Annotated in this window: 18 protein-coding genes, 2 tRNA genes and 1 riboswitch; of the genes, 13 read left to right on the top strand and 7 right to left on the bottom strand. The window is 40.7% G+C overall.

Features of this window, described 5'->3' with window-relative positions; all coding sequences use genetic code 11:
- The first annotated feature begins 69 nt into the window (after positions 1-69).
- On the top strand, positions 70-579 hold the full coding sequence (locus tag D0T18_RS03360; protein WP_004108298.1) for a LytTR family DNA-binding domain-containing protein: 510 nt from the start codon (positions 70-72) through the stop codon (positions 577-579).
- 90 nt (positions 580-669) lie between these two features.
- Positions 670-1,119, top strand: a complete 450-nt coding sequence (locus D0T18_RS03355; RefSeq protein ID WP_076002936.1) for a DUF3021 family protein — start codon at positions 670-672, stop codon at positions 1,117-1,119.
- A gap of 131 nt (positions 1,120-1,250) precedes the next feature.
- Here the strand turns inward: D0T18_RS03355 and D0T18_RS03350 are convergent, their stop codons facing one another.
- Positions 1,251-1,655 (bottom strand): pyridoxamine 5'-phosphate oxidase family protein, encoded by a 405-nt coding sequence (locus D0T18_RS03350; protein ID WP_004106472.1) that lies wholly within the window; start codon positions 1,653-1,655, stop codon positions 1,251-1,253.
- A 345-nt stretch (positions 1,656-2,000) separates the two neighbouring features.
- Here D0T18_RS03350 and D0T18_RS03345 point away from each other — a divergent pair, with 345 nt between their 5' ends.
- From D0T18_RS03345 to D0T18_RS03330, 4 genes are all read left to right on the top strand, one after another.
- Complete coding sequence (locus tag D0T18_RS03345; RefSeq protein WP_116440477.1) at positions 2,001-3,008, top strand: DMT family transporter; 1,008 nt, start codon at positions 2,001-2,003, stop codon at positions 3,006-3,008.
- A 190-nt stretch (positions 3,009-3,198) separates the two neighbouring features.
- The gene (locus D0T18_RS03340; RefSeq protein ID WP_064622000.1) at positions 3,199-4,275 is read left to right on the top strand and encodes a hypothetical protein; all 1,077 of its coding nucleotides are present in this window, start codon (positions 3,199-3,201) and stop codon (positions 4,273-4,275) included.
- Positions 4,276-4,441: 166 nt separating this feature from the next.
- A tRNA-Ala gene (locus tag D0T18_RS03335) sits at positions 4,442-4,514 on the top strand.
- A gap of 114 nt (positions 4,515-4,628) precedes the next feature.
- Positions 4,629-4,818: riboswitch (Lysine riboswitch) on the top strand.
- Between the two features lie 149 nt (positions 4,819-4,967).
- Positions 4,968-6,359, top strand: a complete 1,392-nt coding sequence (locus D0T18_RS03330) for an amino acid permease (protein WP_162861137.1) — start codon at positions 4,968-4,970, stop codon at positions 6,357-6,359.
- A 116-nt stretch (positions 6,360-6,475) separates the two neighbouring features.
- On the opposite strand, the gene D0T18_RS03325 is transcribed toward D0T18_RS03330, so the two are convergent.
- Positions 6,476-7,324, bottom strand: a complete 849-nt coding sequence (locus tag D0T18_RS03325; RefSeq protein ID WP_102703173.1) for a flagellar basal body-associated FliL family protein — start codon at positions 7,322-7,324, stop codon at positions 6,476-6,478.
- A 181-nt stretch (positions 7,325-7,505) separates the two neighbouring features.
- A tRNA-Asn gene (locus tag D0T18_RS03320) sits at positions 7,506-7,581 on the bottom strand.
- Between the two features lie 206 nt (positions 7,582-7,787).
- On the opposite strand from D0T18_RS03320, the gene D0T18_RS06930 reads away from it, so the two are divergent.
- Positions 7,788-8,405, top strand: a complete 618-nt coding sequence (locus D0T18_RS06930; protein ID WP_240318276.1) for a M23 family metallopeptidase — start codon at positions 7,788-7,790, stop codon at positions 8,403-8,405.
- A 142-nt stretch (positions 8,406-8,547) separates the two neighbouring features.
- The gene (locus tag D0T18_RS03310; protein WP_102703172.1) at positions 8,548-10,359 is read left to right on the top strand and encodes an AMP-dependent synthetase/ligase; all 1,812 of its coding nucleotides are present in this window, start codon (positions 8,548-8,550) and stop codon (positions 10,357-10,359) included.
- 122 nt (positions 10,360-10,481) lie between these two features.
- Here the strand turns inward: D0T18_RS03310 and D0T18_RS03305 are convergent, their stop codons facing one another.
- The 4 genes from D0T18_RS03305 to D0T18_RS03290 all read right to left on the bottom strand — a co-directional run bounded on the left by D0T18_RS03305 (position 10,482) and on the right by D0T18_RS03290 (position 14,171).
- Entirely contained in the window at positions 10,482-12,191 is a 1,710-nt protein-coding gene (locus tag D0T18_RS03305) for a substrate-binding domain-containing protein (RefSeq protein ID WP_116440475.1), read from the bottom strand.
- 123 nt (positions 12,192-12,314) lie between these two features.
- Positions 12,315-13,130 (bottom strand): fructosamine kinase family protein, encoded by an 816-nt coding sequence (locus D0T18_RS03300; protein ID WP_116440474.1) that lies wholly within the window; start codon positions 13,128-13,130, stop codon positions 12,315-12,317.
- An 82-nt stretch (positions 13,131-13,212) separates the two neighbouring features.
- On the bottom strand, positions 13,213-13,656 hold the full coding sequence (locus D0T18_RS03295; RefSeq protein WP_012914288.1) for a DUF2871 domain-containing protein: 444 nt from the start codon (positions 13,654-13,656) through the stop codon (positions 13,213-13,215).
- A 74-nt stretch (positions 13,657-13,730) separates the two neighbouring features.
- Positions 13,731-14,171: a hypothetical protein gene (locus D0T18_RS03290; RefSeq protein WP_012914287.1), complete on the bottom strand. Its 441-nt coding sequence runs from the start codon at positions 14,169-14,171 to the stop codon at positions 13,731-13,733.
- 240 nt (positions 14,172-14,411) lie between these two features.
- Between D0T18_RS03290 and leuS the strand changes: the two genes are divergently transcribed.
- The 5 genes from leuS (at position 14,412) to tsaE (ending at position 22,245) form a co-directional block, all read left to right on the top strand.
- A complete protein-coding gene (leuS, locus tag D0T18_RS03285; RefSeq protein WP_116440473.1) occupies positions 14,412-17,396 on the top strand; it encodes a leucine--tRNA ligase in 2,985 nt (994 codons plus the stop codon).
- A gap of 593 nt (positions 17,397-17,989) precedes the next feature.
- Positions 17,990-18,829: a ComEA family DNA-binding protein gene (locus D0T18_RS03280; RefSeq protein ID WP_116440524.1), complete on the top strand. Its 840-nt coding sequence runs from the start codon at positions 17,990-17,992 to the stop codon at positions 18,827-18,829.
- A 7-nt stretch (positions 18,830-18,836) separates the two neighbouring features.
- The gene (locus tag D0T18_RS03275; RefSeq protein WP_116440472.1) at positions 18,837-20,525 is read left to right on the top strand and encodes a ComEC/Rec2 family competence protein; all 1,689 of its coding nucleotides are present in this window, start codon (positions 18,837-18,839) and stop codon (positions 20,523-20,525) included.
- Between the two features lie 68 nt (positions 20,526-20,593).
- Positions 20,594-21,601 carry a DNA polymerase III subunit delta gene (holA, locus tag D0T18_RS03270; protein ID WP_116440471.1) on the top strand — a complete coding sequence of 336 codons (1,008 nt, stop codon included), beginning with the start codon at positions 20,594-20,596 and terminating at the stop codon, positions 21,599-21,601.
- Between the two features lie 71 nt (positions 21,602-21,672).
- Positions 21,673-22,245: a tRNA (adenosine(37)-N6)-threonylcarbamoyltransferase complex ATPase subunit type 1 TsaE gene (gene tsaE, locus D0T18_RS03265; protein ID WP_116440470.1), complete on the top strand. Its 573-nt coding sequence runs from the start codon at positions 21,673-21,675 to the stop codon at positions 22,243-22,245.
- Positions 22,246-22,341: the final 96 nt, after the last annotated feature.

Raw genomic sequence — 22,341 nt, 5'->3', positions numbered from 1 at the left:
GCCGTATAGTCAAAATTACAAAACAAAAAGCTAACAAACGCTAACAGTAGTGCACGGAAAGGAGGCTTGATGAAAGTAACTATTGCTATTGTTCCGCCTGAGGAAGAGCAGTCAGTTCAGTTGTCAATTCACAATATTGACGATGAGCTTAAGCGCATTATCGCTCAGTTACAAAGCATTGACTCAAATGATGCAAATGTAAGAAGTGCTGAAAATAATACTGAAATTAATACTTCAGATAAATTAAGCAATAATAATCCATTCATATACGGTTATATTAACGATTCGATTATTGTTATGCACGAGCCGGATGTGATTATGATTTGCGTTGAAAATTCGCGCGTAATCATTCACAGTGATAAAGGTGAGTGCGTTTCTTACAAGCGCCTAATGGATTTCGACAATCCGCAATTCGCGTCGTTTGTGCGCATATCTAAATCCGCAATCGTGAACTTGAATCGCATTGTTCGAGTCGATCCAGGATTCGGCGGAAGTATGAGCGTAAAAATGGACGACGGAAGCGTTGAGTGGATTAGTCGCAGATGCTTAGCAGGGTTCAAAAAGCGCTTAGGAATGTAGTTTTAAGCGTAGTTGAATATAAAACTATCAAAATTTTTAATACTAATTTTTTAATACAAGATTTTAATACTTAAAAAGGAAACGATTATTATGGAAAAGCAAGTTACAACTTTTGGTAAAACAATGGTAAAAAACATTGTTAATGGCATTGGCATAGGGTGCACTATTTTTACTGCAATCAGTTTTGTGTCGAGCTTGTTAGCAAATACTGCGGTTGGAAACAGAATTGCATCTTATGCTGTAGCAACGTTTGTTATAGGCATAAGCTATGGAGTATTCGCTATTTTTTGGTCGAATGAGCGTATGTCAAATCTTGCAAAGTTCGTTTTTGCACTAGTACCACCAATTGCTATTCAATTTATTGTATCGGTGATTGTTGGGTGGATTTCGTTCAAAGATGAGCCAGCTGTGATTTGCGGATGGATTGCGTTCACTGTTATTTTCCCGATTGCGATTGCTGCAATAATTTATTACTTCGAGAAGAAGAAAGCGAAAGAAATGAACGCTAGACTGCAAGCATTGCGTAAAGAAAGCAAGTAAATTAGTGACAACCAAATAATCAAGTAAAAGAATTGAGTGGTGTTCATCTTCGCCGTTGAGGACGAACGCCACTCGATATTGTATGACGCCTACTATAGACGTACTAATTCGGCGTTTTGTGCAGCTATAAATTAATCTTTTGCAATAGTTTTGCCGGCAGTAGCTCCAGAAGTCAAGTCCTGAATCTCAGTGATTTCCATAACTGGAACTGCAGCCGGCTTCTTCGTACCTTTTTCTTCAGCCACACGTACCTGTTCTTCGTAAATCGCGTCATCAGTGTGAAGGGTGACGGTTCCGCGGAAGCGATAGCCTTTCTTTTCTGCCAAATTAGCAACTGCTACAACCAGCTGGCTGCCGTCTTGCAAGTTCTTATAATGCTGACCTGCAGTGCGTTCGTGGTAGGCAAGGTGGTTGTCGTCGAGTACGAACATAGACATTTTTGGTCCCAAATCAAGCTCGCCATCTTTGCTTACTGTTGCAATCCAAGCCAAATTATTCGCAATAAATTCTTTCATATCTGCGCTAAGAGTTGCCATAATATTCCTTTCCTAACAAGATTGCGTACTTTCTTCGTATGCAATTTATAAGCCTACATTGCTACATTACGCTGATTTAAAAGTGTATACGAGTGTGTAGCGTAAAAAAATTGTAAGTTGTGATATAAATCACCCAATTCTTCAATAGTTTCGTGGGCGAAATTTATACAGCAAAATACTTGATTGCCACTGTTTTCTGAAGCGTATATCGGAAATTTTACGAAGGAACGCCAGAAAGTTGTACTTTTCACGATTTTACGGCTATTCTGTCTATTTTATAAGCTAAAACGCTTTATAAAAGAAAAATTTTAAAGAATCAACTTTTATAGTTGAAGGGGAAACATTATGAAGGTGAAATATGAAACAGCTAAATCTATAGCTGAACCGCTTTCGGATAAATCGGGCATGCCTCAAGGCAAAAGTGTTCATACTGCTCAGATTATGTTGTTGATTTGTGCTGCTATTTGGGGTGGCAGCTATGTTTCTTCAAAATATGCTCTTGAAGTGTTTCCTGTGCAATGGCTTATGGGCATTCGTATGGTTGGAGCTTGCACAATTATGGCTGTTATTTTTTTCGGTACGCTTCGTAAAACTTTTACAAAAAAGCTTATTGTTCCTTCTTTGCTAACTGGAATTACGTATTATGCTACTTTAATTTTGCAAACTGAAGGGTTACGTTCAATTGATCCAGGTCGTAGCGCGTTTTTGACAGCAGCATATTGCGTAATTACGCCATTTTCTGCTTGGTTAATCGTCAAGAAAAAGCCAACTCTTTTAGGATTAGTAGCTGCAGTTATGTGCGTTGCTGGAGTAGGTTTTGTGGCATTAAAACCTGGAATGCTTGTGCTCACATTGTCTTATGGAGATTTTCTTACTCTATTATGTGCTGCAATTTTTGCTTTTAATCTTACGTTCCTTGCGTATTATTCTCGTAAATATAATCCAGTTACGTTAACTTTTGGGCAATTTGTTGTTTCAGGCGTACTTTTTGTAGCTGGTGCGCTTATTTGTGAGCCTTTGCCAAACTTTAACGCTGCTGATCATTTCTCTATTTTTGCTAATATGTTCTACCTTACAGTAGTAGTAACAGTAGTTGCACAAATTATGCAAAACTATAGTTTGGTGAATCTTTCTACTGCAAACGCTTCTGTGATTATGTGCACTGAAAGTTTGTTCACGCTTTTATTCTCTACTGTTCTTTTTCATGAGCATGTTTCTAATATGGCTTTTGTGGGATTTGCTTTAATATTTGCTGCAATTATTACTGCAAGCTTAGGTGAGCATTATTGTGATAAAAAAGCGAATTGTGAGCTTTCTTATAAAGATAGAGATTTTGAGGTTGCTAAGTCTTAGGTATTTCAGTTTTGTGTAGCTAAGTTTTATGTATATAAGACTTGTGATTTTGTTGTAAGAATGCTCTGGCAATACTGTGCAATTTTTGCGTAGGGTGATACCATCATTGTTGTAATGATGTTGGTAGTGGAATTTGCATATTTGCCATGCATTTTGGCATTATATTCGCATAAATAGTTAAGGTGCATAAGTGAAGAATTTCTTCAAAGGCATATCGTTTACGCAAGTATTAGCTGGATCGCTCGCTGCAGTGACTTCGTTTTTACTTGCTTCTAAAATTGGTATTGCTGGTTCAGTTATTGGCGTAGCTATTGGTTCTATTGTCTCAGCAGTAGCATCACAGTTGTATCAGAATGTTATTCACGCTTCATCGCGTAAACTTTCGGAAGTAAATCCGAATACTTCTACAGAACAGTCTAATTTTAGTAATGTGTCAGATTCTAGCGTGCGTTCAAATGGTTTAGAGAATGTTGATTCTAAAAGAATTGGAGATGATATTCATATGCAATATTCATCAAATTCGTTGCAATGTAATACTGATCCTTCAGATGACAAAAATATGGCTGTTCAAGATGCAAGATTTGGACGCACTGTTAGTTCGCAAGTCCGTAATCCAGAATTAGAAAATACGCGTATTTTGGAATTGTCGAAATTACGTGAACAGCATGAAGAAGACATGGAACTGTCGGAAGGCACAATTCCAGAGCCGGTGCCGTTATCTAAGGTTGTTAGTGAAAACTACGGTTACTCTTCTAGATCTTACCAAAATAGAAACGATCATCGTACAACAATTGTTGTTGCTGTTATAAGTGCTCTTATGGCTGTTATTGTTACTGCAGGTGCTGTTCTTTTGTTTACACAAGGAAAAGGCACAGACAATATTGATAAGCCTGAAGAAATTAGTCATGAGCAACAGCAAAATCAACCACAACCTAAGCAACGTCTTAATACGAATACTAATCAAGACCATAAGAAATCTCATGATGATTCTGATAGTAAAGATGGTAATGAAGATGAAAATGATGAACATGGCAATGAAAATGCAGATAGTTCGACAGGTGGTCATTCCGATAATGATTTAGGTAGTGATACTAACAATGATTCAGGAACGAATTCAGGTGATGCTGCTAGTGGGAATAGTGGATCGGGTGCTGATAGTTCTGATGCAGGTGCTGGATCTGCTGGATCTTCGGGATCTACTGGTTCTTCAAACAATGTAACTTCTCCTGGTAATGGTGATCAATCTGGAAGTGCCAATGGTAACTAATTTTCGAATTGGTTCTTGAATTGGTTTGCCGAATTGGCGACTAAATTGTTAGTAGAATTCGCAGGATTTTTGGAATTTGTAAGTTGAATTCGACACGCCGCATTTGGATAGAACGGCTATTTGTTGTAACCTATCAAAGGTTCGTTTGAACGGCATAAGTAAAAACGGGGCTATGGCGCAGCTGGTAGCGCATCTCCATGGCATGGAGGGGGTCGGGGGTTCGAATCCCCCTAGCTCCACAAATTTTAAACGTCACCTCTTTTTGGGGTGGCGTTTTTTGTTATTATTTTTTAATTTTTATGCGCCACGCCGTATTTTTTACTGTTTGTCTGCAAGTCGTACTAATAATGAACACCATCGACCAGAGGTCGCGCTCGACAAGAGTAGTAAGCATGAGCTAGGGAAAGCGTTAATTGCTTACAAAAGGGGAGAGCGCCGAAGTTTACTGCTTAATAATCCCAAAAGTAGTGAGCTGGGACTTGGCTTAATATACCAAGGACTGTCGCAGCGAGTCGGCATTCGCTGCGGAGAGCTATCGACACGCTTGCTTTTGCTTGCTTGTTTTGCCTCTGATTGTCATGAAAGGAGGAAAAATGAGTAGCTCATTATCATCTACTGCTGCACAGAATACTCAGCAGAATACTCAGCAAAATAACGATGTTCATCGAGGATTAAAAACCCGACATATTTCCATGATTGCTTTAGGTGGCAGCATTGGTACCGGCTTATTCGTTGCTAGTGGTGCAACAATCCATATGGCTGGTCCTGGTGGTGCTTTGCTTGCTTATGGTGCGATTGGCATTATGGTGTACTTCCTTATGACTTCCCTTGGTGAAATGGCAACATTTATGCCTATTAGTGGATCGTTTGCATCGTATTCTGGACGTTTTATTGATCCTGCACTAGGTTTCGCAATGGGCTGGAACTATTGGTTTAATTGGGCTATTACGGTTGCGGTGGACGTTAGTACTGCAGCAATAGTTCTGCAATATTGGTTCCCAACAGTGCCAATATGGATTTTCTCACTGTCGGTTCTTATGCTTATTTTGGTTATCAATGTGCTTACAGTTAAGTGCTTTGGAGAAACTGAGTATTGGCTTTCTATTATTAAAGTGTTGGCAGTAATCGTATTCCTTGTTATCGGTTCGCTTACGATTGTTGGCATTGTTGGCGGCAAAGCGCCATTCTTGCAAAACTTCACTCATAAGGACGCTCCATTTGCAGGCGGTGTTCCTGCAGTGTTGTGTGCGTTCGCTATTGCAGGCTTCTCTTTCCAAGGAACTGAGCTTATTGGTATTACTGCTGGAGAGTCTGCAACTCCTGAAAAGAGTATTCCAAAAGCTGTAAAGCAAGTGTTCTGGCGTATTCTTCTCTTCTACATTCTTGCAATTTTCGTTATTGCTTGCATTATTCCTTATACTGACAAGAACTTACTTGGTTCTGATGTAACTGATATTGCTATTAGTCCGTTTACGCTTGTGTTCCAACGTGCAGGGCTTGCAGCTGCAGCGGCAGTTATGAATGCAGTGATTCTGACTTCTGTTATTTCTGCAGCAAATTCCGGCATGTATGCTTCAACAAGAATGCTTTATTCGCTCGCAAAAGAAGATAATGCTCCAAAAGTATTTGGCAAGGTAAGTCTTCGTGGTATTCCTGTTCCTGCGTTGATTGCTACATTTGTAGTTGCTTTATTTACTTTCTTTATGAGTATTTTTGGTTCGCAAATTTACATGTTCCTGGTTGCTGCAAGTGGTTTGACTGGTTTTATTGCTTGGGCTGGTATTGCTGCAGCTCATTATCGCTTCCGTAAAGCATACTTGGCTCAAGGTCATTCCTTAGATGAATTAGTTTATCGAGCAAAGTGGTATCCGTTTGGTCCTATTGTTGCGTTCTTCTTATGCATTCTTGTTATTGTTGGTCAGGATTTGCATTCATTTGCAACGCTTAACTGGCAGGCTATTGGAATCACGTACATGTCTGTGCCGCTATTTATCGTTCTATACATTGGCTACAAGATTAAAAATCATACTCGAGTAATTCCTCTTGAGGAAGTCGATTTAACTCATGTTCGAGTAGCAAAATGAACGAATAGTTTATAAAGTTCAACATCGTTTACGATGTAGAGTTAGATAATGTAAAAGCTCCCAGTGATATACGCTGGGAGCTTTTATTATTGAGTTAGATAACAGAGGAATATGTTTTATGGTTTTTGTGGAGATTCTGAAGATGGTGGAGGTCCTATTAGGTCCGCTTTAGCAGAGGGATCTTGGTCGCCCTTTTTTGCTTTATCATTCGGATCTTCTTGACCATCATTTCCTTTATGGTTTCCGTCGCCAGATCCGTCTTCGCTGCCTTTTGTATCCTTATCTTTTTCTTTGTTCTTTTCCTGTTCTTTTTCCTTATCTTTGTTCTTGTCTTTGTTCTTGTCTTTGTCTTTATTCTTATTCTTCTCAGTCTTCTGTTTCTTAGTGTCTTGAGTATTTGTCGTCGGCGCTGGTGTTGGCTTTGGCTTTGGTGGGACAACATTTGAACGCTGAATTACAATTCCAGTCGATTCATTTATCTCTTGCTTCTTTGTTTCTTCGTCTTGCTTGTCTTTGTCTTTATCTTTTTTGTTATTTTCATCGATTAATGTAACAGCCAACTCGCGCACTCTTTTTGCTTTGACTGCATACCATTCAGAAGCAGCTAAAGCTTCTACGCTTTGGGAACCAAGTTCTTCAGGAGAGTTTGCTGTGCAAGATACTGCGTCAGGAACCTTTTCGCTCATGATTTTAGCAAGTTCTTTTGCGTTATCAGAGTCACCTTTTGTGAGATCTGTTATTACGCTGTTGTGTACTAAACTTTTCCATACGGCTTTGGCTTTAGAAATTTGTGCAACTTTTATTTCGCACTGTTTGCGAGCTGCTTTAGTGCGTTCAGTCTGCTTCATATACCAAAGTGTGCCAACTGCGCCAAGAGCTAAAGCTAGCACAACAATTCCCACAATGAGAATAATGAGCTTTTTCTTTTGACTCTTTTCAACACTATCGGAGCTATGTTGATTCATATTTGTCCTCTGTTATCTATTGCTGCTCAACATTAGCGCATTTGAATACGCAACTTGTTTATATAATACGCCAAAATGTTTATGTTAGCCACGCTCATGAGCGCTAAACAATCAAGATTTTGCTTGTGGATACAAGTCGTAATATTTAACGCAAAAAGCCACTGGAAAACCAGTGGCTTCATGGCTCCTGCGGCTGGGCTTGAACCAGCGACCATTCGATTAACAGTCGAACGCTCTGCCAACTGAGCTACGCAGGAATATCTTGTACTCAACTAAGCGCTGTGCACAAGACATTTATATTACACGTAATTTTCAAAGATGCAAATATGGCGTGTTTTGGCGTGTCGAAACAGTGATTATAAGCATATGTTTTATCCACAATGCTTTAAAAGCTTATGATTTTTGCAAATTAGCTGCAAAACTTTTATAAAAGTCGTTTTATAAAAATACGGATGGGGAATATATGTGTATTCGCAAAAATTATGAATTATATTACAAAATATCTGCCTGTTTGGGGATTTTTATAATCTCAGTTATTTTATTAGATACGCTGTTTTTACAACCCGAAATTTCGCAAAATAGTCATCATCTTAAATATTATGTTGTAGAATCTGCTGTGACATGTTGCCACAAGTGTGCTCTTTCTAAAGGCGCTTATAGCGAAAAAACATGCAAGTCAGCTATGCAATGGCCTGTAAAACCTGCACGAATAGTAAAAGCTTTTAATCCTCCGCCTAAACCTTGGATGGCTGGGCATCGCGGCGTAGATTTAGCTGCAAGCACAGGGACTCCTTTATTTGCGCCTGCAGATGGCATTATTAGTTTTGCTGGTAAAGTCGCTGGTAAATCAGTTGTGACTATTAGGCATGGTGAACTGACATCCACTTTTGAGCCTGCTGTAACAAAGTTTAGCGTTGGTGTTTTTGTGAAAAGAGGCCAGAATTTTGCACATGTCGAAGGAGGTTCGGACCATTGCGGCACAACTTGTGTGCAGTGGGGTTTAAAACGTAAAAATCGTACATATGCTAATCCTGAAAGAATGACTGTTAAGCGTCGCATTGTGCTTAAGCCTGTGGAATAAGCAAAATACTATATTTATATCGTAGATATTTGTAGATAAATGAACAAAATTTATTACAATCTTGTAGATATTCGCATATGCGAAGGCTTGCAAATCGCGTATAGTAAAGATATACGTCAATTCAGCAGATAGAGGAGCTAATATGCAAGAATATTCTCGTCCACTTGATGAGTCTATTGATACAGATGTTAATGTTTTCTCACTGCTAGAAGAGCGAGCAGAGCGCAATCCTAATGGTTCTTTGGTTGAATACGTTGGAGCTGACGGCGTTTGGAAGTCATATACTGCTCAAGAATTTAGAGATACAGTAATAGCTGTCGCTAAAGGCTTTATTGCTAGAGGGGTAATGCCTGGTGACGCTGTGTCAATTATTGCTCACACTTCATGGCAATGGACAATTCTTGATATGGCTATTATGTCTATAGGCGCATTGACAGTGCCAATTTATGAAACAAGCTCTTCGTTGCAAATACAACATATTGTTCAAGATTCTCAAGTATGTTCAATATTTGTGGAGTCTCCTGAAATGTTGCCAAAAGTAGAGGCTGTTCAGGAAGAATGTCCTACTCTTCACGACGTATATGTGATGAATCGTGGTGCTATCGACGCGTGCATTGAATACGGTAAAGCAGTAACTGATGCTGAATTTTATGAGCGAGTGCACGCTGTTAATGGAAGTGACATAGCAACAATTGTGTACACTTCAGGTTCAACTGGTGAGCCAAAAGGAATTGAACTTACTCATAGCAATTTTGTCTTTATTGCTAAATCAGGTGTTATTTCTATGCCAGACATTGCGTTAAAAGGCAGCCCGCGTCTTTTGCTGTTCTTGCCTCTTGCGCACGTTTTTGCTAGGTTTATGCAATTGTTCTGCTTTGCTGGAAATATAACTCTTGGTTTGACGAGTAATTTGAAAACTGTATTGTCTGATTTTCAAACTTTTAAACCAACATTTATTCTTGGGGTTCCACGCATTTTTGAGAAGATTTACAATGCTGCTTCTCAAAAAGCAGGCAGAGGAGTAAAAGGTTTTATTTTTGCTTATGCATCTAAGGTTGCTCGCGAATGGTCTCGCGCTCAGCAGTCTAGTTCAATGGTTCCTCCAATGCTCGCTCTTAGCCATTCAATATGTAAAAAATTAGTGTATGCTCCACTACTACACGTATTTGGAGACTCTGTTTCATACGCTATTTCGGGCGGTGCTCCTTTAGATTTGTCGATTGCACACTTCTTTAATGGCATTGGTTTGCCTCTTCTAGAAGGCTATGGAATGACAGAAACTTGTGCTCCTTCTATGGTGAATCCTACGACAGGTTATCGCATTGGTACCGTTGGTTTGCCTGTAAAGGGTGTATCTGTTGCTATTGCTGATGATGGTGAATTGTGTATTAAAAGTCCTGCAGTGTGCAAAGGCTACCATAATAATCCTGAGCTTACCAAACAGCAGATTGTAAATGGCTGGTTGCATACTGGAGATTTTGGATCTTTAGACGATGACGGTTTTGTGCGTATTACAGGCAGAAAGAAAGATCTTATTATTACTGCTGGCGGTAAGAACTTATCTCCAAATGCGTTAGAAGCTTCATTAATGTCTTCACCTATTATTTCTCAAGCTGTTGTTATCGGAGACAGGAAGCCGTTTGTTTCAGCAATTATTGCGCTCGATTTATCAGAAGTAAATACTTGGCTTTCTTCGCGTGGTGCATGCCCCGTACGGTCTTTAAAAGAAGCTTCACATAACGGTATTGTGCGAGCAGAAGTTGAACGTGCTGTTAGCAAAGCAAATGAGCTAGTTTCTAGAGCTGAGTCTATTCGCAAGTTCGAAATAGTTCCAGATGAGTTTACTCAAGCAAACGGTTTGATTACGCCAAGTTTAAAGGCGCGTCGTCAAGTTGTTGTAGAGCGTTATAACGACCTTATCGAACACGTTATTTATGCTCCACGCAAACGTTAGCTGTGTGTAAATTCGTGGAATATAGCTTGACTATAGCTTGAAGCTATATTCAAGCTGCAGATTGCGTTCCACAACTTATATTTCACAACTTGCGTTCCATAACTTGCGTTCAAAAATTGTATTTACAAGCCTGCGTCTGCTAATGATACGTAACCTGGGTCAATTAAACGTGACTTTAGATTTGTTGCGCTTACTGCCACTAGTCGCTCGTTAACAGTAGGGACAGTTTCCCCGTGTTCAATTTTTGTTTGCACTGTAGCGATTTTTTTGTCAAGTTTACCGTTTCTGTTCAAAGAATAACAAGTAGCAGTAAGATCTTGAACAATCTGCTTATGATTTTCTATAGTTGTCATCCATTGCTTTCCGCTCACAATGTTTGGCATAATATTTTTGTACGCGCCATAACCAGTTATTACTGGCCATTTCTTTGCTTCTGATTCTTCTTCCTCATCTTTTTTCTGCTGTTGTCGTAATTCTTTTTCGGATTTCTTTGCAGAATCTTTTGGAGCAGGAACTGGTCTTTTATTAAGATCTCGTTTCCCTATGAAGTTTCCGATAACGTCCGGCAAATTGAAAGATGGGTTTATATCTGCTGCGCTTCCTTCATAACCGAGATTGTTTAGTGCTTGTACGGCTTGTAAAGCAATTTGATCATCGAGCGCAATAATTCCATCAACGCGATGCCTTGAGTGTGAAAAAAGACTTGTACTTTTCGTAATTCGTTTTGTTAACTCATTTTTCACAGAGTCAGCTACATCTGCGTCGAAAGCAACATTGGTCCAGTCTTTTTCGCTACTATTCACATTCAATCTTCCAGAAGTGCTTATTAATGTTCCAGAAGCAAAATATGGTCTCAAAACTTTCCAAATGCCAGCGAATGCTTCTTCAGCAAAATCATCATGGAATGCTGTTTCGCTATTTGCATGCGTATTGTTGTTAGAATCATCATCTTCGCTTGCTTCGTCGCTGTTATTTTGTTGATTATTATTGTTTGCATTAATATTTTTTTGATTGTGACATGGCAAAAGAACTTCAATATAGCGTGGATTTTCTTTAGTTGCACGATCTAGAGCGATTTTTTGTATCAGAGTTGTTGCTTGAATTTCGCCAATGGTTCTTGCGTCAGATAAATGGAACATCACATCAGGTTTGAAACCGCTAACATTCCGTGAGAGCATAACAACGTGGATTCCCGCCTTTTTTGCTAGGCGAAGTGAGGATGCCAATCGTTTTTCTGCATTAAGCTCATCTTTAGATGATTGAGAGTTATCGTCGTTTTGTAAATTTAAGTCCTGAGTATTTGATTTTTGTCTATTTTCAGAATTAGACGCAGGCAACGTTGCATAATCTCCATAGTTATTATTGCCGTTTTTGCTAGTCCATGGAGCTATAACAATTGTCGTTTTACTTAATTGTTTTTTGATTTTTGAATTTTCAGAAACAGAATTGTGCTTTCCTGAATTATTCTGTTTTGCATTGTTCAATGAGCTTAGCAAATTTACTACATAATCTTGCACATCGCGGCTTTGTTCTGAAAGGCTAGAAGAAGTTTTAGTAGTAATAGAATTATCGTCAAATCCCTTATCTTTTAACGATTTTATTAATTCTGGAACCAATATGTCCCACGTGCTTAGAGGCTTATTGCGTGTTATTGCTAATCCGTCTGATGGAGTAAAAACAATAACGTTACCGTGATTCGCTTGTTCTTTATTTTCAGATTTTAAAGAAGTTTTTGTTGAACTTGCGCACGAGCTAACAACAAAAAGCATCGTAACTAATGCTGTCAGCATAACTAAAGAACGATGCATAGTTCTGTTGCACAAACGAATCATAGTAGTGACCTCTCGTTTCGTGGTCTATCTGTTGCTGTCTATATGTGATCTACTTGTAACTATCTTCTAACATTGTATATAGCCATGTGCTAAATACTTACATTGCTATTTTAGTGAGCAAAATTATCTTATAGAACTTTTTATAAGACTTTCGCACATATTACGGTATTCGCTCACGTAACCTCCACCAAAGAACACGCAATGTCCTGCAATAGGGTAGAGCTGCCAAATAATCATGCGCTGCTCAAAACCTGCTTTAAGTGGATGAACAGACTGATAGCCGTCTAAAATCTGCTTAAAATAGCTGATTCCAAACAGATGAAGCATAGCTAAATCTTCTTCGCGGTGTCCACCATGTGCTGCAGGGTCGATAAGAACAGCTTCAGTGTGTTCGCCGTCTGAACTTTTAGTCCATAACACGTTTCCACTCCACAAGTCTCCGTGAACTCGAGCAGGCTTATCTTCTGCAGCTTTTCCTAATAAATCAGGCAGCGCATCAATAACTTCGTTTGTAAGATCTAAATCGCTTTGAGTAAGCTCTCCGCGAGCAATACCAAGCTCAACCATAGGACGCAATCGTCCGTCCGCAAGGTAGTCAATAACGTTACTCCAAGTGCCAGTTGGCATTTCAACTGGATCACTTAAAGGTCCAAAATAGCATGTGCCATCGTAATTTGCTGGTGGCTCCCCAAAATATTTTGCACCGTAATCATGCATATGAGCGAGCGATGCACCAAACTCAAATGCAGCCATTGGTGTTGCTGAGTGAGTGTCAATGCGCTCAATATTAAGGTAACTGTTTCCCCAATCAAATACTTCAGCCACTCTAGGACCGCCATATTTGTGAGCTTCAGAAAGCCATTTTAAGCCTTTACCTTCGCATTCAAAGAAACGCTCAGGAGCGTATAATCTACTTTTCTTATATACAGCGTTGTTCATAGAAGCCTTCTTAACGTAGTAGCGCATACGAAACATGCGCTACACACTTAATAAAATATTTATTGATTTATTCCCAAACTCACTATTTTACTGAAGCATTAGCACAATGAGCGATGCTGCGTTTAATTTGCAATAAGATTAGTACAATACTTACGCCAAGTAGGATGTGTCCGATTCCTGCTAAACCAGTTATGGCAAAATCTATAGATGGACTGAGATGTAGACGTAGTACTTGTGCAATTCCACGAGTAACCATCATTAGTGCTGTGAGGTTGAGTCCAATATGATAAGTTACTAAGATTCGTGTAGTTTTTTCGTTACTAAAACTGAAGTTTTTCTCAACTAATATAAGTAACAGAAAAACAACCATGCCAAGCATAAAGTAGTGTGTGTGAACTACAGCAAGCATACTTTTTGCATGGAAAGCATTAAATTTTGTAAATTCGCGATAAAAGACGCCGCCAATCATGGCGAGGACAGCATACAACAAAGACGTATTAATATAACGTTTCATAACATGATTCATAGTAACTTCCTTACGTAGAGTGATAGTCAAATATTCCTTAGTAATGTTGCTGGTGTTACAAGTGTTTGTAAGCACTATTGCATAGTATGAGTGTTTTTGTAATGCGGACATACAGTTTTAACAAATTGATATCCAAAAAGCAATCCTGCTAAGGCTAATGCGGAGCCTAATCCCGTATAAAACACGGCAATAAAGCGTTCTGGAGCGATATTTGTTGCACGAAGAACAATTCCAAAAGTCATCATAAAAGCCATGATTATAAAAGATTTAACGTCAAAGAATTTAAGGAAAAACTGCTTTTCTTCCACATAGCCGTTAATTCTTTGAGTATGTTTTTTAACGAGTTTTCCAAAAATAAGGAATTGGAATATTGCAAAAACTAATAACGATAAAGCGTAATTTAGTGGCTGCAAATAATTTGGGTATGCCAATAAGCCAATCTTAAGAATATTAAAACCAGCAGCTCCCCAAACTAAGCAAGCAATAAGAAGTAACGTATTTTTTTGTACTTTCAATTCACAACCTCTTTAATATTTATAGTTTTATTGAATTTTACCTAATTTTCTAATCTTTATTTGCTCAAAAAGTTTATTTACTATTGTAATGATTTATTTTGCGAAATAATCATAAAATCTTAATCTTGTGCGCATATTAGGAAAACTTACGTTAAAACCACATATTTTCTTAATAAAATATCAACAAAACTTGTAAAAAGTGTTGCGTAATGACGATATTAGACGCTATAGTCCTAGGGTATGAACGACAACGATCAACAGTATGCAACAGCTGACAACAAAGCTACTATTGCTGAGCCAGCTTTTCGTTACAACGCGCAGCTCGCACAAGATATTGAGCAGCGCTGGCAAAAAACCTGGGATGAACAAGGCACGTTCTGGGCTGCTAATGTTAAAGGCGATTTGAAGGATGGTGAAGGCAAGCTTGCTGACGGTCGTCCTTCTTTCTTTGCAATGGACATGTTCCCGTATCCTTCCGGCAAAGGCTTACACGTTGGACATCCTCTTGGATATTTGGCAACGGATGTTGTAAGCCGCTACCATCGCATGAAGGGTGAGAATGTTCTTCATGCAATGGGTTACGACGCTTTTGGTTTGCCGGCGGAACAGTATGCTGTTCAAACTGGTCAGCATCCGCGCATCACCACTGAGACAAATATTGCTAATATGCGCAGACAGTTGCATCGTATGGGCTTGAGCTTTGACGCTCGTAGGTCTTTTGCAACGATTGACACAAATTATGTGCGTTGGACGCAATGGATTTTCTCGAAGCTTTATGATGCTTGGTATGACACTGATTTTGTGCGCAAAGACGGCGGAAAAGGTTCTGCTCGACCAATTGCTGAGCTTGTTGATGAGTTTAAGAGCGGAAAGCGCGAAATCCCAGGATTTGCAGGCAAAAAGTGGGAAGAGCTTAACAAGGTAGAGCAGGCGGATGTATTAAACGACTTCCGTATTGCCTACATTTCTAAGTCTCCTGTAAATTGGTGCCCAGGATTGGGAACTGTGCTTGCAAACGAGGAAGTTACTGCAGAAGGAAAATCTGAGCGTGGAAACTTCCCAGTATTTCAGCGCAACCTTCGCCAATGGTCCATGCGAATTACCGCTTACGGACACCGCTTGGTTGAAGATTTGAACACTATTGATTGGCCAGAAAAAGTTAAGCTTATGCAGCGAAACTGGATTGGTGAATCTCACGGTGCATCTGTGCACTTTGAAGTGCCATGTGCGGATGGCGAAACGCGCGATTTGGAAGTGTACACTACTCGTCCAGACACGCTTTTTGGCACAACTTTTGCTGTTGTTTCTGTGAATCACCCAATTCTTGAGCATGTTCCAGAAGCTTGGGGTGCAGACGTTCCAGAAGGCTGGAAGGGCGGTTACGCAAGTCTTAAAGAAGGCTTGGCAGAATATCAAGCTCAAGCTCGCGCGAAGACTGCTAAAGATCGCACGGAAGACGCAGGAGCAAAAACCGGCTTGTTTACGGGTCTTTATGCAATTAATCCTGTAACTGGAGCAAAGCTTCCACTGTTTGCTGCTGACTACGTGCTTATGGGCTACGGCACAGGTGCAATTATGGCAGTTCCTGGCGGCGACCAGCGCGATTATGATTTCGCAAAAGCATTCGGTTTGCCAGTAATTTACACTGTTGAGCCTTTGCCTGATTCCGAAGAAAAGTTGGAGGATTACGAGGGTAAAGCTCCGTTTGTTTCTCACGACGGAATTGTTATTAATTCAGCAGTAGAACATACTCATAAGCTTGGCGATGCTTTGTCTATTAACGGTTTGCGCGTGGACGAAGCTATTAAAAAGGTGACGACTTGGCTTGAAGCTGCAGGCGTAGGAAAAGGTAGAGTTTCTTACCGACTTCGCGACTGGCTGTTCTCTCGTCAGCGCTACTGGGGTGAACCATTCCCAATCGTTTACGATGAGGACGGTGTTGCTCACTTAGTGCCAGATAGTGAGCTTCCAATTGCATTGCCGGACGTTCCTGATTATCAGCCAAAAACTTACGCTCCAAACGACGCAAATTCGGAGCCTGAAGCACCTTTGAGTCGAAACGAAGATTGGGTAAAAGTTCAGCTCGACCTTGGCGACGGCGTAAAAACCTACTATCGCGACACCAACACTATGCCAAACTGGGCTGGTTCTTGCTGGTATTACATGCGCTACTTGGATCCAAACGACGCTGAGCACATGGTTGACAGTGATGAATACGACTACTGGATGGGTACGAACCGTCCAGGCAAAGAGCATGTTTCTGGCGGTGTTGACCTTTATGTTGGTGGTGTAGAGCACGCAGTTTTGCACTTGCTTTACTCAAGGTTCTGGCATAAGGCGCTTTACGATTTAGGTTACGTGGATTCTGCTGAGCCATTCCACCGCTTGTTTAACCAGGGCATGATTCAGGCTTACGCTTATACGGATGAGCGCGGACAGTACGTTCCTGCTGACGAGGTTGAAGAAGGTGCTTCAAACAGCGCTGGTGAGCCAACCTTTACATGGCATGGCGAGAGCGTGAACCGCGAGTTCGGCAAAATGGGCAAGAGCTTAAAGAATATTGTGACTCCAGACTACATGTACGAGAACTACGGTGCAGATACGTTCCGCTTGTACGAAATGAGCATGGGTCCGCTTTCTGAATCTCGCCCGTGGAATACGCGTAACGTTGTTGGTGGCATGCGATTCTTGCAGCGCTTGTGGCGTAACGTTGTGAACGAAGAAACCGGAGCTTGTGTGGTAACCGACGACGCACTCGACGAGAAGACGTTGAAGGTTCTTAACAACACAATTGCAGAAGTGACTGTGGAAATGGAAGCAATGCGTCCAAATACTGCAATTGCTAAGCTGATTGTGCTTAACAACCACTTGACTTCGCTTCCTCACGTGCCGAGAGCAGCTGTTGAGCCGCTGGTTCTTATGCTGGCTCCAATTGCGCCGCATATTTGCGAAGAAATGTGGAGCAAGCTTGGACACACAAAGTCGATTGCTCACGCAGATTGGCCTGTTGCGGATTCTCGCTACGTTGGTGAGGATACTGTTACTGCCGTTGTGCAAATAAAGGGCAAGGTTCGAGCAAAGCTTGAAGTTGACCCAAATATTGACGCTTCTGAGCTTGAAAAGCTTGCGCTAGAAGCTGTAGCTGATCGCTTGGGCGGTAAGGCTCCGCGCAAGGTGATTGTGAAGGCTCCGAAGATTGTGTCTATTGTACCAGACGAGAGGTAAGATTCGGCTTAATTAATGCTGTATTGCGCGATTTTTCGCGCTTTACAGCATTTTTTGTTATTCTTGGGTTTCGTCTATGAGTTTTGTAACTGATTTAGTTTTTTGGTTTTGACGAGGCTGGAAAAATTGTGTTTGCGTGCGTTCCGTCCTTCGTGCGCTCTGGTTGCTAAAGACGCTTATTGTGTTCGCCTATATTTAAAGAATGTAGCTTCTCAGTCCTCTTTTAGCACTGAACACAATTTTTCCAGCCTCTCAACACGCTAACCGTCAACACAAAACTCATAGACTCGTGCAGAAAGTTACGTAAAGTGCGTGGTTTACTAAGTGCAACTAAAGTCGCTTAATTAAGCTGCGCATTGACTTGCCGGAGCGCTCAAAGCGTAGCGCGCGTAGGCATTTCAATGCGGAAACTCGCTTAAGTTGGAAGTCCAGTGGACTTCCAACGCGAGTTTCGTAGCGAGCGCGTTAACCGCGCGAGCGTTCCTTCAGTCGCTTTGGCTGTTAAAGGTTTTAACCACAGGCGCGTATTTTTGTTGCGAAGTGTTACAAGTTGCCCAATAGTTAAGTTAAGAACTTTAAGAGTTGGGGGATTTATGGAAGACTTTGGGCAGAATTTTGGGCAGAATTATGCGCATAATTTTAGGTTTAATAAGCCTGCGTCTGATTTGCCTCGGAGACGAATTGCAACGTCTTTAGAAGAATTTTCTAACAGCAATTTTGGTAAAAATTTTAGTGACGACTATTGCGAAAAAGCTTGTAATTCTTTTGATGAAGAAATTATAAGTAGCAAAACTTCTCCTAGATTTCACATGAAGCCTGTGCATACGCTTGCTTTAATGCTGATACTAGTTGCGGCTCTTTGTGCAAGCTTGACAATGCTTATTTCTCAATCCTTAACATATCAACGAGTTCAGAACGAAAAAGCAGGCGCGTTTGCAATAGAAAACGACGATACTAGTCGCGAAAAGCATTCTTTTAGCGATTTAAAAGGTAACAATAAAAATGATGATGAAGAAAAAAGTGTAAGTAATGAACTCGACGAAAACAGCGGAGGTGACGGAAGTAAAGGCAACAGAGGAAGTAAAGGTGATAGTAACGACAAAAGCGACGTGAGCAACAAAAGCGACAGAAGTAATAAAAGTGACAGAAGTAATAAAAGTGACAGAAGTAATAAAAGTGACAGAAGTAATAAAAGTGACAGAAGCGACAAAAATACTGCTTCTAATCAAAGTAGCACTGGCAGAATCAATATAAACACGGCAACGCTTGATCAACTAGAAACCTTAAAAGGAATCGGTCCCAAAACTGCTGCGCGCATTATCGCTCAGCGTAAAAGAGTTGGTTATTTTCGCAGTTTAGAAGATTTGATGCAAATTAAAGGAATTGGGTCTAAAACCTTAAATAAATTCCGTGGGAATGTTGACGTCAAATAGGTGAATTATGCGAGAAAACGTAGAAAAAGTAGAAAACGTTTCTAGAAGTCGTGACTTTCGTATGATTCCTGTTGCTGCAGCGTGCTGGGCTGGGTGCTTAATTGGAAAATTCTTATGCGATTTTACTATAATTTATTGCATTTCAATAGTTTTATTCAATGCAACTATAGTTTCGATTTTTATATTTTGCAAAAAATTTAAGTTTTTTATATGGCGTAGAACAGTTTTAGTGATAATAAACGCTTTTGTAGCTGCGTTCATGCTTTCGTACATAACTCAATATGTGATATCTGGTGACGTTATTATGCGAGAAATATGCGGCAATAATCCTACTAAAGCACTGTATTCTCGAGGAAATAATGCCGGGCGCGCACATTTTGCAGAATTTACAGTAGTTGCTCCTGTGCGCTCGTCTAGAAGTTTTAAAGGAGATTGCCAAGCGAATGTTCAAGTGCATAAGTTTGATGCGCAAAAAAGTTACGTTCAAGCGCGACTGTATGCGTATTCGCCAATATGCAAGCAACTTAGCTATGGTTCGAGCCTAAGCGTTCCTGTTAGCGTGAAAGCTTCGAGATTTGATAGTAGTAAGCCTGAATTGCATGTAGAAAAAACTCAACGAAACTTGCATGTTGTACAAGACTCAGACTTTTGGCATAAAGCTGTTAGTAATTTGTGGAAATCGTTTTATGACGTAACAAATAAGCTCGATATGCAAGGCAGAATGTTGGTTCCTGGAGTAACTGTTGGCATGCTTGGGCAAGAATATGTGCCAGTAGAGGATGCAAGTTCACTTGAGCCTGTCGACGAAACTTATGCGAATATGACACGTCAACATTTTCAACATGCTGGAATCATGCATGTTATGGCAGTTTCAGGCGGACACTTTTTGCTACTTAGTATGATTATTCGCAAGTTTTGCGCACGATTACTGTTGCCTCGTTGGTCTACATCTTTAATACAAATTACGTTGCAAATTGCTTTGGCTGCAATAGTTTACCCTTCTGCATCTGTGCTTCGAGCGTTAATTATGGGAATAATATCCGCTGTTGCATGGTGTTGTAAACGACCATACCAGTCAGCTAGTGCTTTAAGTTGGACTGTTATAGGCGTGCTTGTGGTAAATCCCTCATACGCTTGGGACTATGCTTTTGCTCTTTCTTCCGCAGCAACTTTGGGAATTGTTGTTATGGGAGTGCCGATTTCTAAAACGTTTGCAAAATATATGCCATCTTGTGTTGCTTCTGCGCTAGCTATAACGCTTTCTGCACAATTTTGGACTATGCCAGTGCAAATTCTTATGCAACCGGAAGTGTCTTTTATGTCTGTGCCAGCTAACTTAATAGTTGCGCCTCTTATGGATTGGGCAACAGTGTTCGGCTTAATTTCGCTAGTTTGTACGAGCTTTAACGATGGATTATCGCTTATTTTTGCGAAAGCTTCATCAATTGGAACGAGCTTTATGGAAAAGTGCGCGTATTGGTGTGACGAAGCAGCTTTTGGTGTGTTTCCTTGGATGAAGGGTGCTGCTGGAGCGTGGATGATGGCAGGGGTAGAAGTTGCAATATTTGCTGTTTTTATGCTTGCTTTTCGTGTCTTTCACAATCGATCTTGCGTTCAGCGTATGAGCATAATCGGGCAATTATGGGAATCTTCTGCAAAGCGAACCATAAGTGAAGCCGCGCAAATCTTCGAGTAATACTAAACACGCACGCATATTCGAGAGGAATATTATGATGGTTAAAGTTGGTTGGTTTAAGGAGCATTATGGCAGCAAATAATAAGCGCGCGCAACGCGTTATGCCAGTTACGCTGGTAGTTGGAGGTGACGCTTACTTAAACGAGCTTAATGCTCGAACTGTGCGTGAAAAAGTTCAAGAAAGTGCTCCGGATGCTGAAATTATTGAACTTGATGCGTCAACTGCGGATCAGTACGCATTTGACGAAGCTGTAGGTCCTTCGCTTTTCGGTGACGGAACGATTGTAATAATAAATAATTTGCAACAAGCAGACGAGTCTTTAGTGGAAGCAATCGAAAATTTCTGCAAACAAGCGCAAAATAGTGAAAATAGCGAAAATAATTTTGTAGACTCTTCTGCAACTTGGGTTATTGCACGTCACGAAGGTGGGCTTAAAGGAAAGTCTATTATTACGCGCCTTACGAAAGCTGGCGCAAACACAATTACAGTGCCGGATCTTAAAAAAGACGATGCCAAGCTCAACTTCGTTATGAGCATATTTGAGCGTCACAATCGAAGCGTTGAGCCTCAAGCAGCACAACGTCTTGTGTCAGTTTTGGGAAGTAAAACAGGAGAGCTTGCAGCATTATGCTCGCAATTATGCTTCGATTATGACGATAATCCAATAACGCTTGATATTGTCGATCGATACTTGATTGCAGATCCGCAAGTTACCGGCTTTTTTGTTGCGGATAAAGCTGTTGCAGGTCATGCAGGTTCTGCTGTGCTTGCAGCAAGAACTGCAATTGCTCAAGGAGTTGACGCCATAGCATTAATAGGTGCTTTGGCTGCAAAAGTACGCGTAATTGCGCTCGCAATGGCAATTCGCAACGGCACGATTTCTAGTGCTGAAGCGAAAGTAAACCCGTGGGCGCTTAAAATGGCAATGCGTCAGCTTGCTGGATGGAATAGTGCAGGTGTTTCTCAATGTTTGCAATCTTTAGCTTGGGCGGATGAGCAGTGCAAAGGCGGATCTAGTGATGCGAATTATGCGCTTGAAAAATGTATTATGCTCATTGCGGCTCGAGGAAATTAGAAAGCGTAAATTAAGAATCGTAATTAAGAATCGCAAATTAATAACTGCAAATTAGAAAGATTGTGTTAAGTATGAAAGAAGAAACGGTGTCAGAACAGCAAAAAGTTTGTACTGTGCCTACGGATACTAATATGCGCGAACTTGGTAAAGCTGTGGCAAAACTAGTTAAAGAAGGCGACGTTCTGCTGCTTTCTGGCCCTCTTGGAGCTGGTAAAACAACGTTTGCGCAAGGTTTTGGCGCAGGGCTTTCAATTAGTGAGCCGATTGTGTCTCCAACTTTTACGATTGCGCGAGAATTGCATGGCACTTTTGCGGATGGCAAGCCTGCGACGTTAATTCACGTTGACGCTTACCGTTTGGGTGGCGAAGATTTTGCTCCGGGTCAAGATACTGTTTCGCGTTTGCTTGACGAGCTTGAATCTTTGGGGCTTGACGAAGCTTTGGAAGAGCCGGGAGACGGCACTGTTGTGCTTATGGAGTGGGGTGAGCAAATGGCTGGAGTGCTTGCTGCTGAGCGTTTAGAAGTTCATATTGCAAGACCTATTGATTCTTCGCAAGTAGACGATTTTACTAGCGACGGTGAGCGAATCGTAACTTTGAAAGCTGTCGGCAAGGATTGGCTTAATCGACTTGCAAAATTGTAATTAAGAAATAGGCAGAGTAATACGCGAGTAATACATAAGTAAATAACGCAGTAAATAACGCAAGTTGTGCTAAGCGAGTAAGCTAGTCTGGTACGT

It is taken from the genome of Gardnerella swidsinskii, assembly GCF_003397705.1.
GTDB lineage: Bacteria > Actinomycetota > Actinomycetes > Actinomycetales > Bifidobacteriaceae > Bifidobacterium > Bifidobacterium swidsinskii.
This window is presented reverse-complemented; position numbering and strand designations above follow the sequence as displayed.

Bases quoted from the DNA above. Each gene is read 5' to 3' on its own strand.
- D0T18_RS03310 (WP_102703172.1), top strand. From the start codon at position 8,548: ATGCAAGAATATTCTCGTCCACTTGATGAGTCTATTGATACAGATGTT.
- tsaE (WP_116440470.1), top strand. From the start codon at position 21,673: ATGAAAGAAGAAACGGTGTCAGAACAGCAAAAAGTTTGTACTGTGCCT.
- leuS (WP_116440473.1), top strand. From the start codon at position 14,412: ATGAACGACAACGATCAACAGTATGCAACAGCTGACAACAAAGCTACT.
- holA (WP_116440471.1), top strand. From the start codon at position 20,594: ATGGCAGCAAATAATAAGCGCGCGCAACGCGTTATGCCAGTTACGCTG.
- D0T18_RS03360 (WP_004108298.1), top strand. From the start codon at position 70: ATGAAAGTAACTATTGCTATTGTTCCGCCTGAGGAAGAGCAGTCAGTT.
- D0T18_RS03280 (WP_116440524.1), top strand. From the start codon at position 17,990: ATGGAAGACTTTGGGCAGAATTTTGGGCAGAATTATGCGCATAATTTT.
- D0T18_RS03275 (WP_116440472.1), top strand. From the start codon at position 18,837: ATGCGAGAAAACGTAGAAAAAGTAGAAAACGTTTCTAGAAGTCGTGAC.
- D0T18_RS03300 (WP_116440474.1), bottom strand. From the start codon at position 13,130: ATGAACAACGCTGTATATAAGAAAAGTAGATTATACGCTCCTGAGCGT.
- D0T18_RS03295 (WP_012914288.1), bottom strand. From the start codon at position 13,656: ATGAATCATGTTATGAAACGTTATATTAATACGTCTTTGTTGTATGCT.
- D0T18_RS03350 (WP_004106472.1), bottom strand. From the start codon at position 1,655: ATGGCAACTCTTAGCGCAGATATGAAAGAATTTATTGCGAATAATTTG.
- D0T18_RS03325 (WP_102703173.1), bottom strand. From the start codon at position 7,324: ATGAATCAACATAGCTCCGATAGTGTTGAAAAGAGTCAAAAGAAAAAG.
- D0T18_RS03305 (WP_116440475.1), bottom strand. From the start codon at position 12,191: ATGATTCGTTTGTGCAACAGAACTATGCATCGTTCTTTAGTTATGCTG.
- D0T18_RS03355 (WP_076002936.1), top strand. From the start codon at position 670: ATGGAAAAGCAAGTTACAACTTTTGGTAAAACAATGGTAAAAAACATT.
- D0T18_RS03345 (WP_116440477.1), top strand. From the start codon at position 2,001: ATGAAGGTGAAATATGAAACAGCTAAATCTATAGCTGAACCGCTTTCG.
- D0T18_RS03330 (WP_162861137.1), top strand. From the start codon at position 4,968: ATGATTGCTTTAGGTGGCAGCATTGGTACCGGCTTATTCGTTGCTAGT.
- D0T18_RS06930 (WP_240318276.1), top strand. From the start codon at position 7,788: ATGTGTATTCGCAAAAATTATGAATTATATTACAAAATATCTGCCTGT.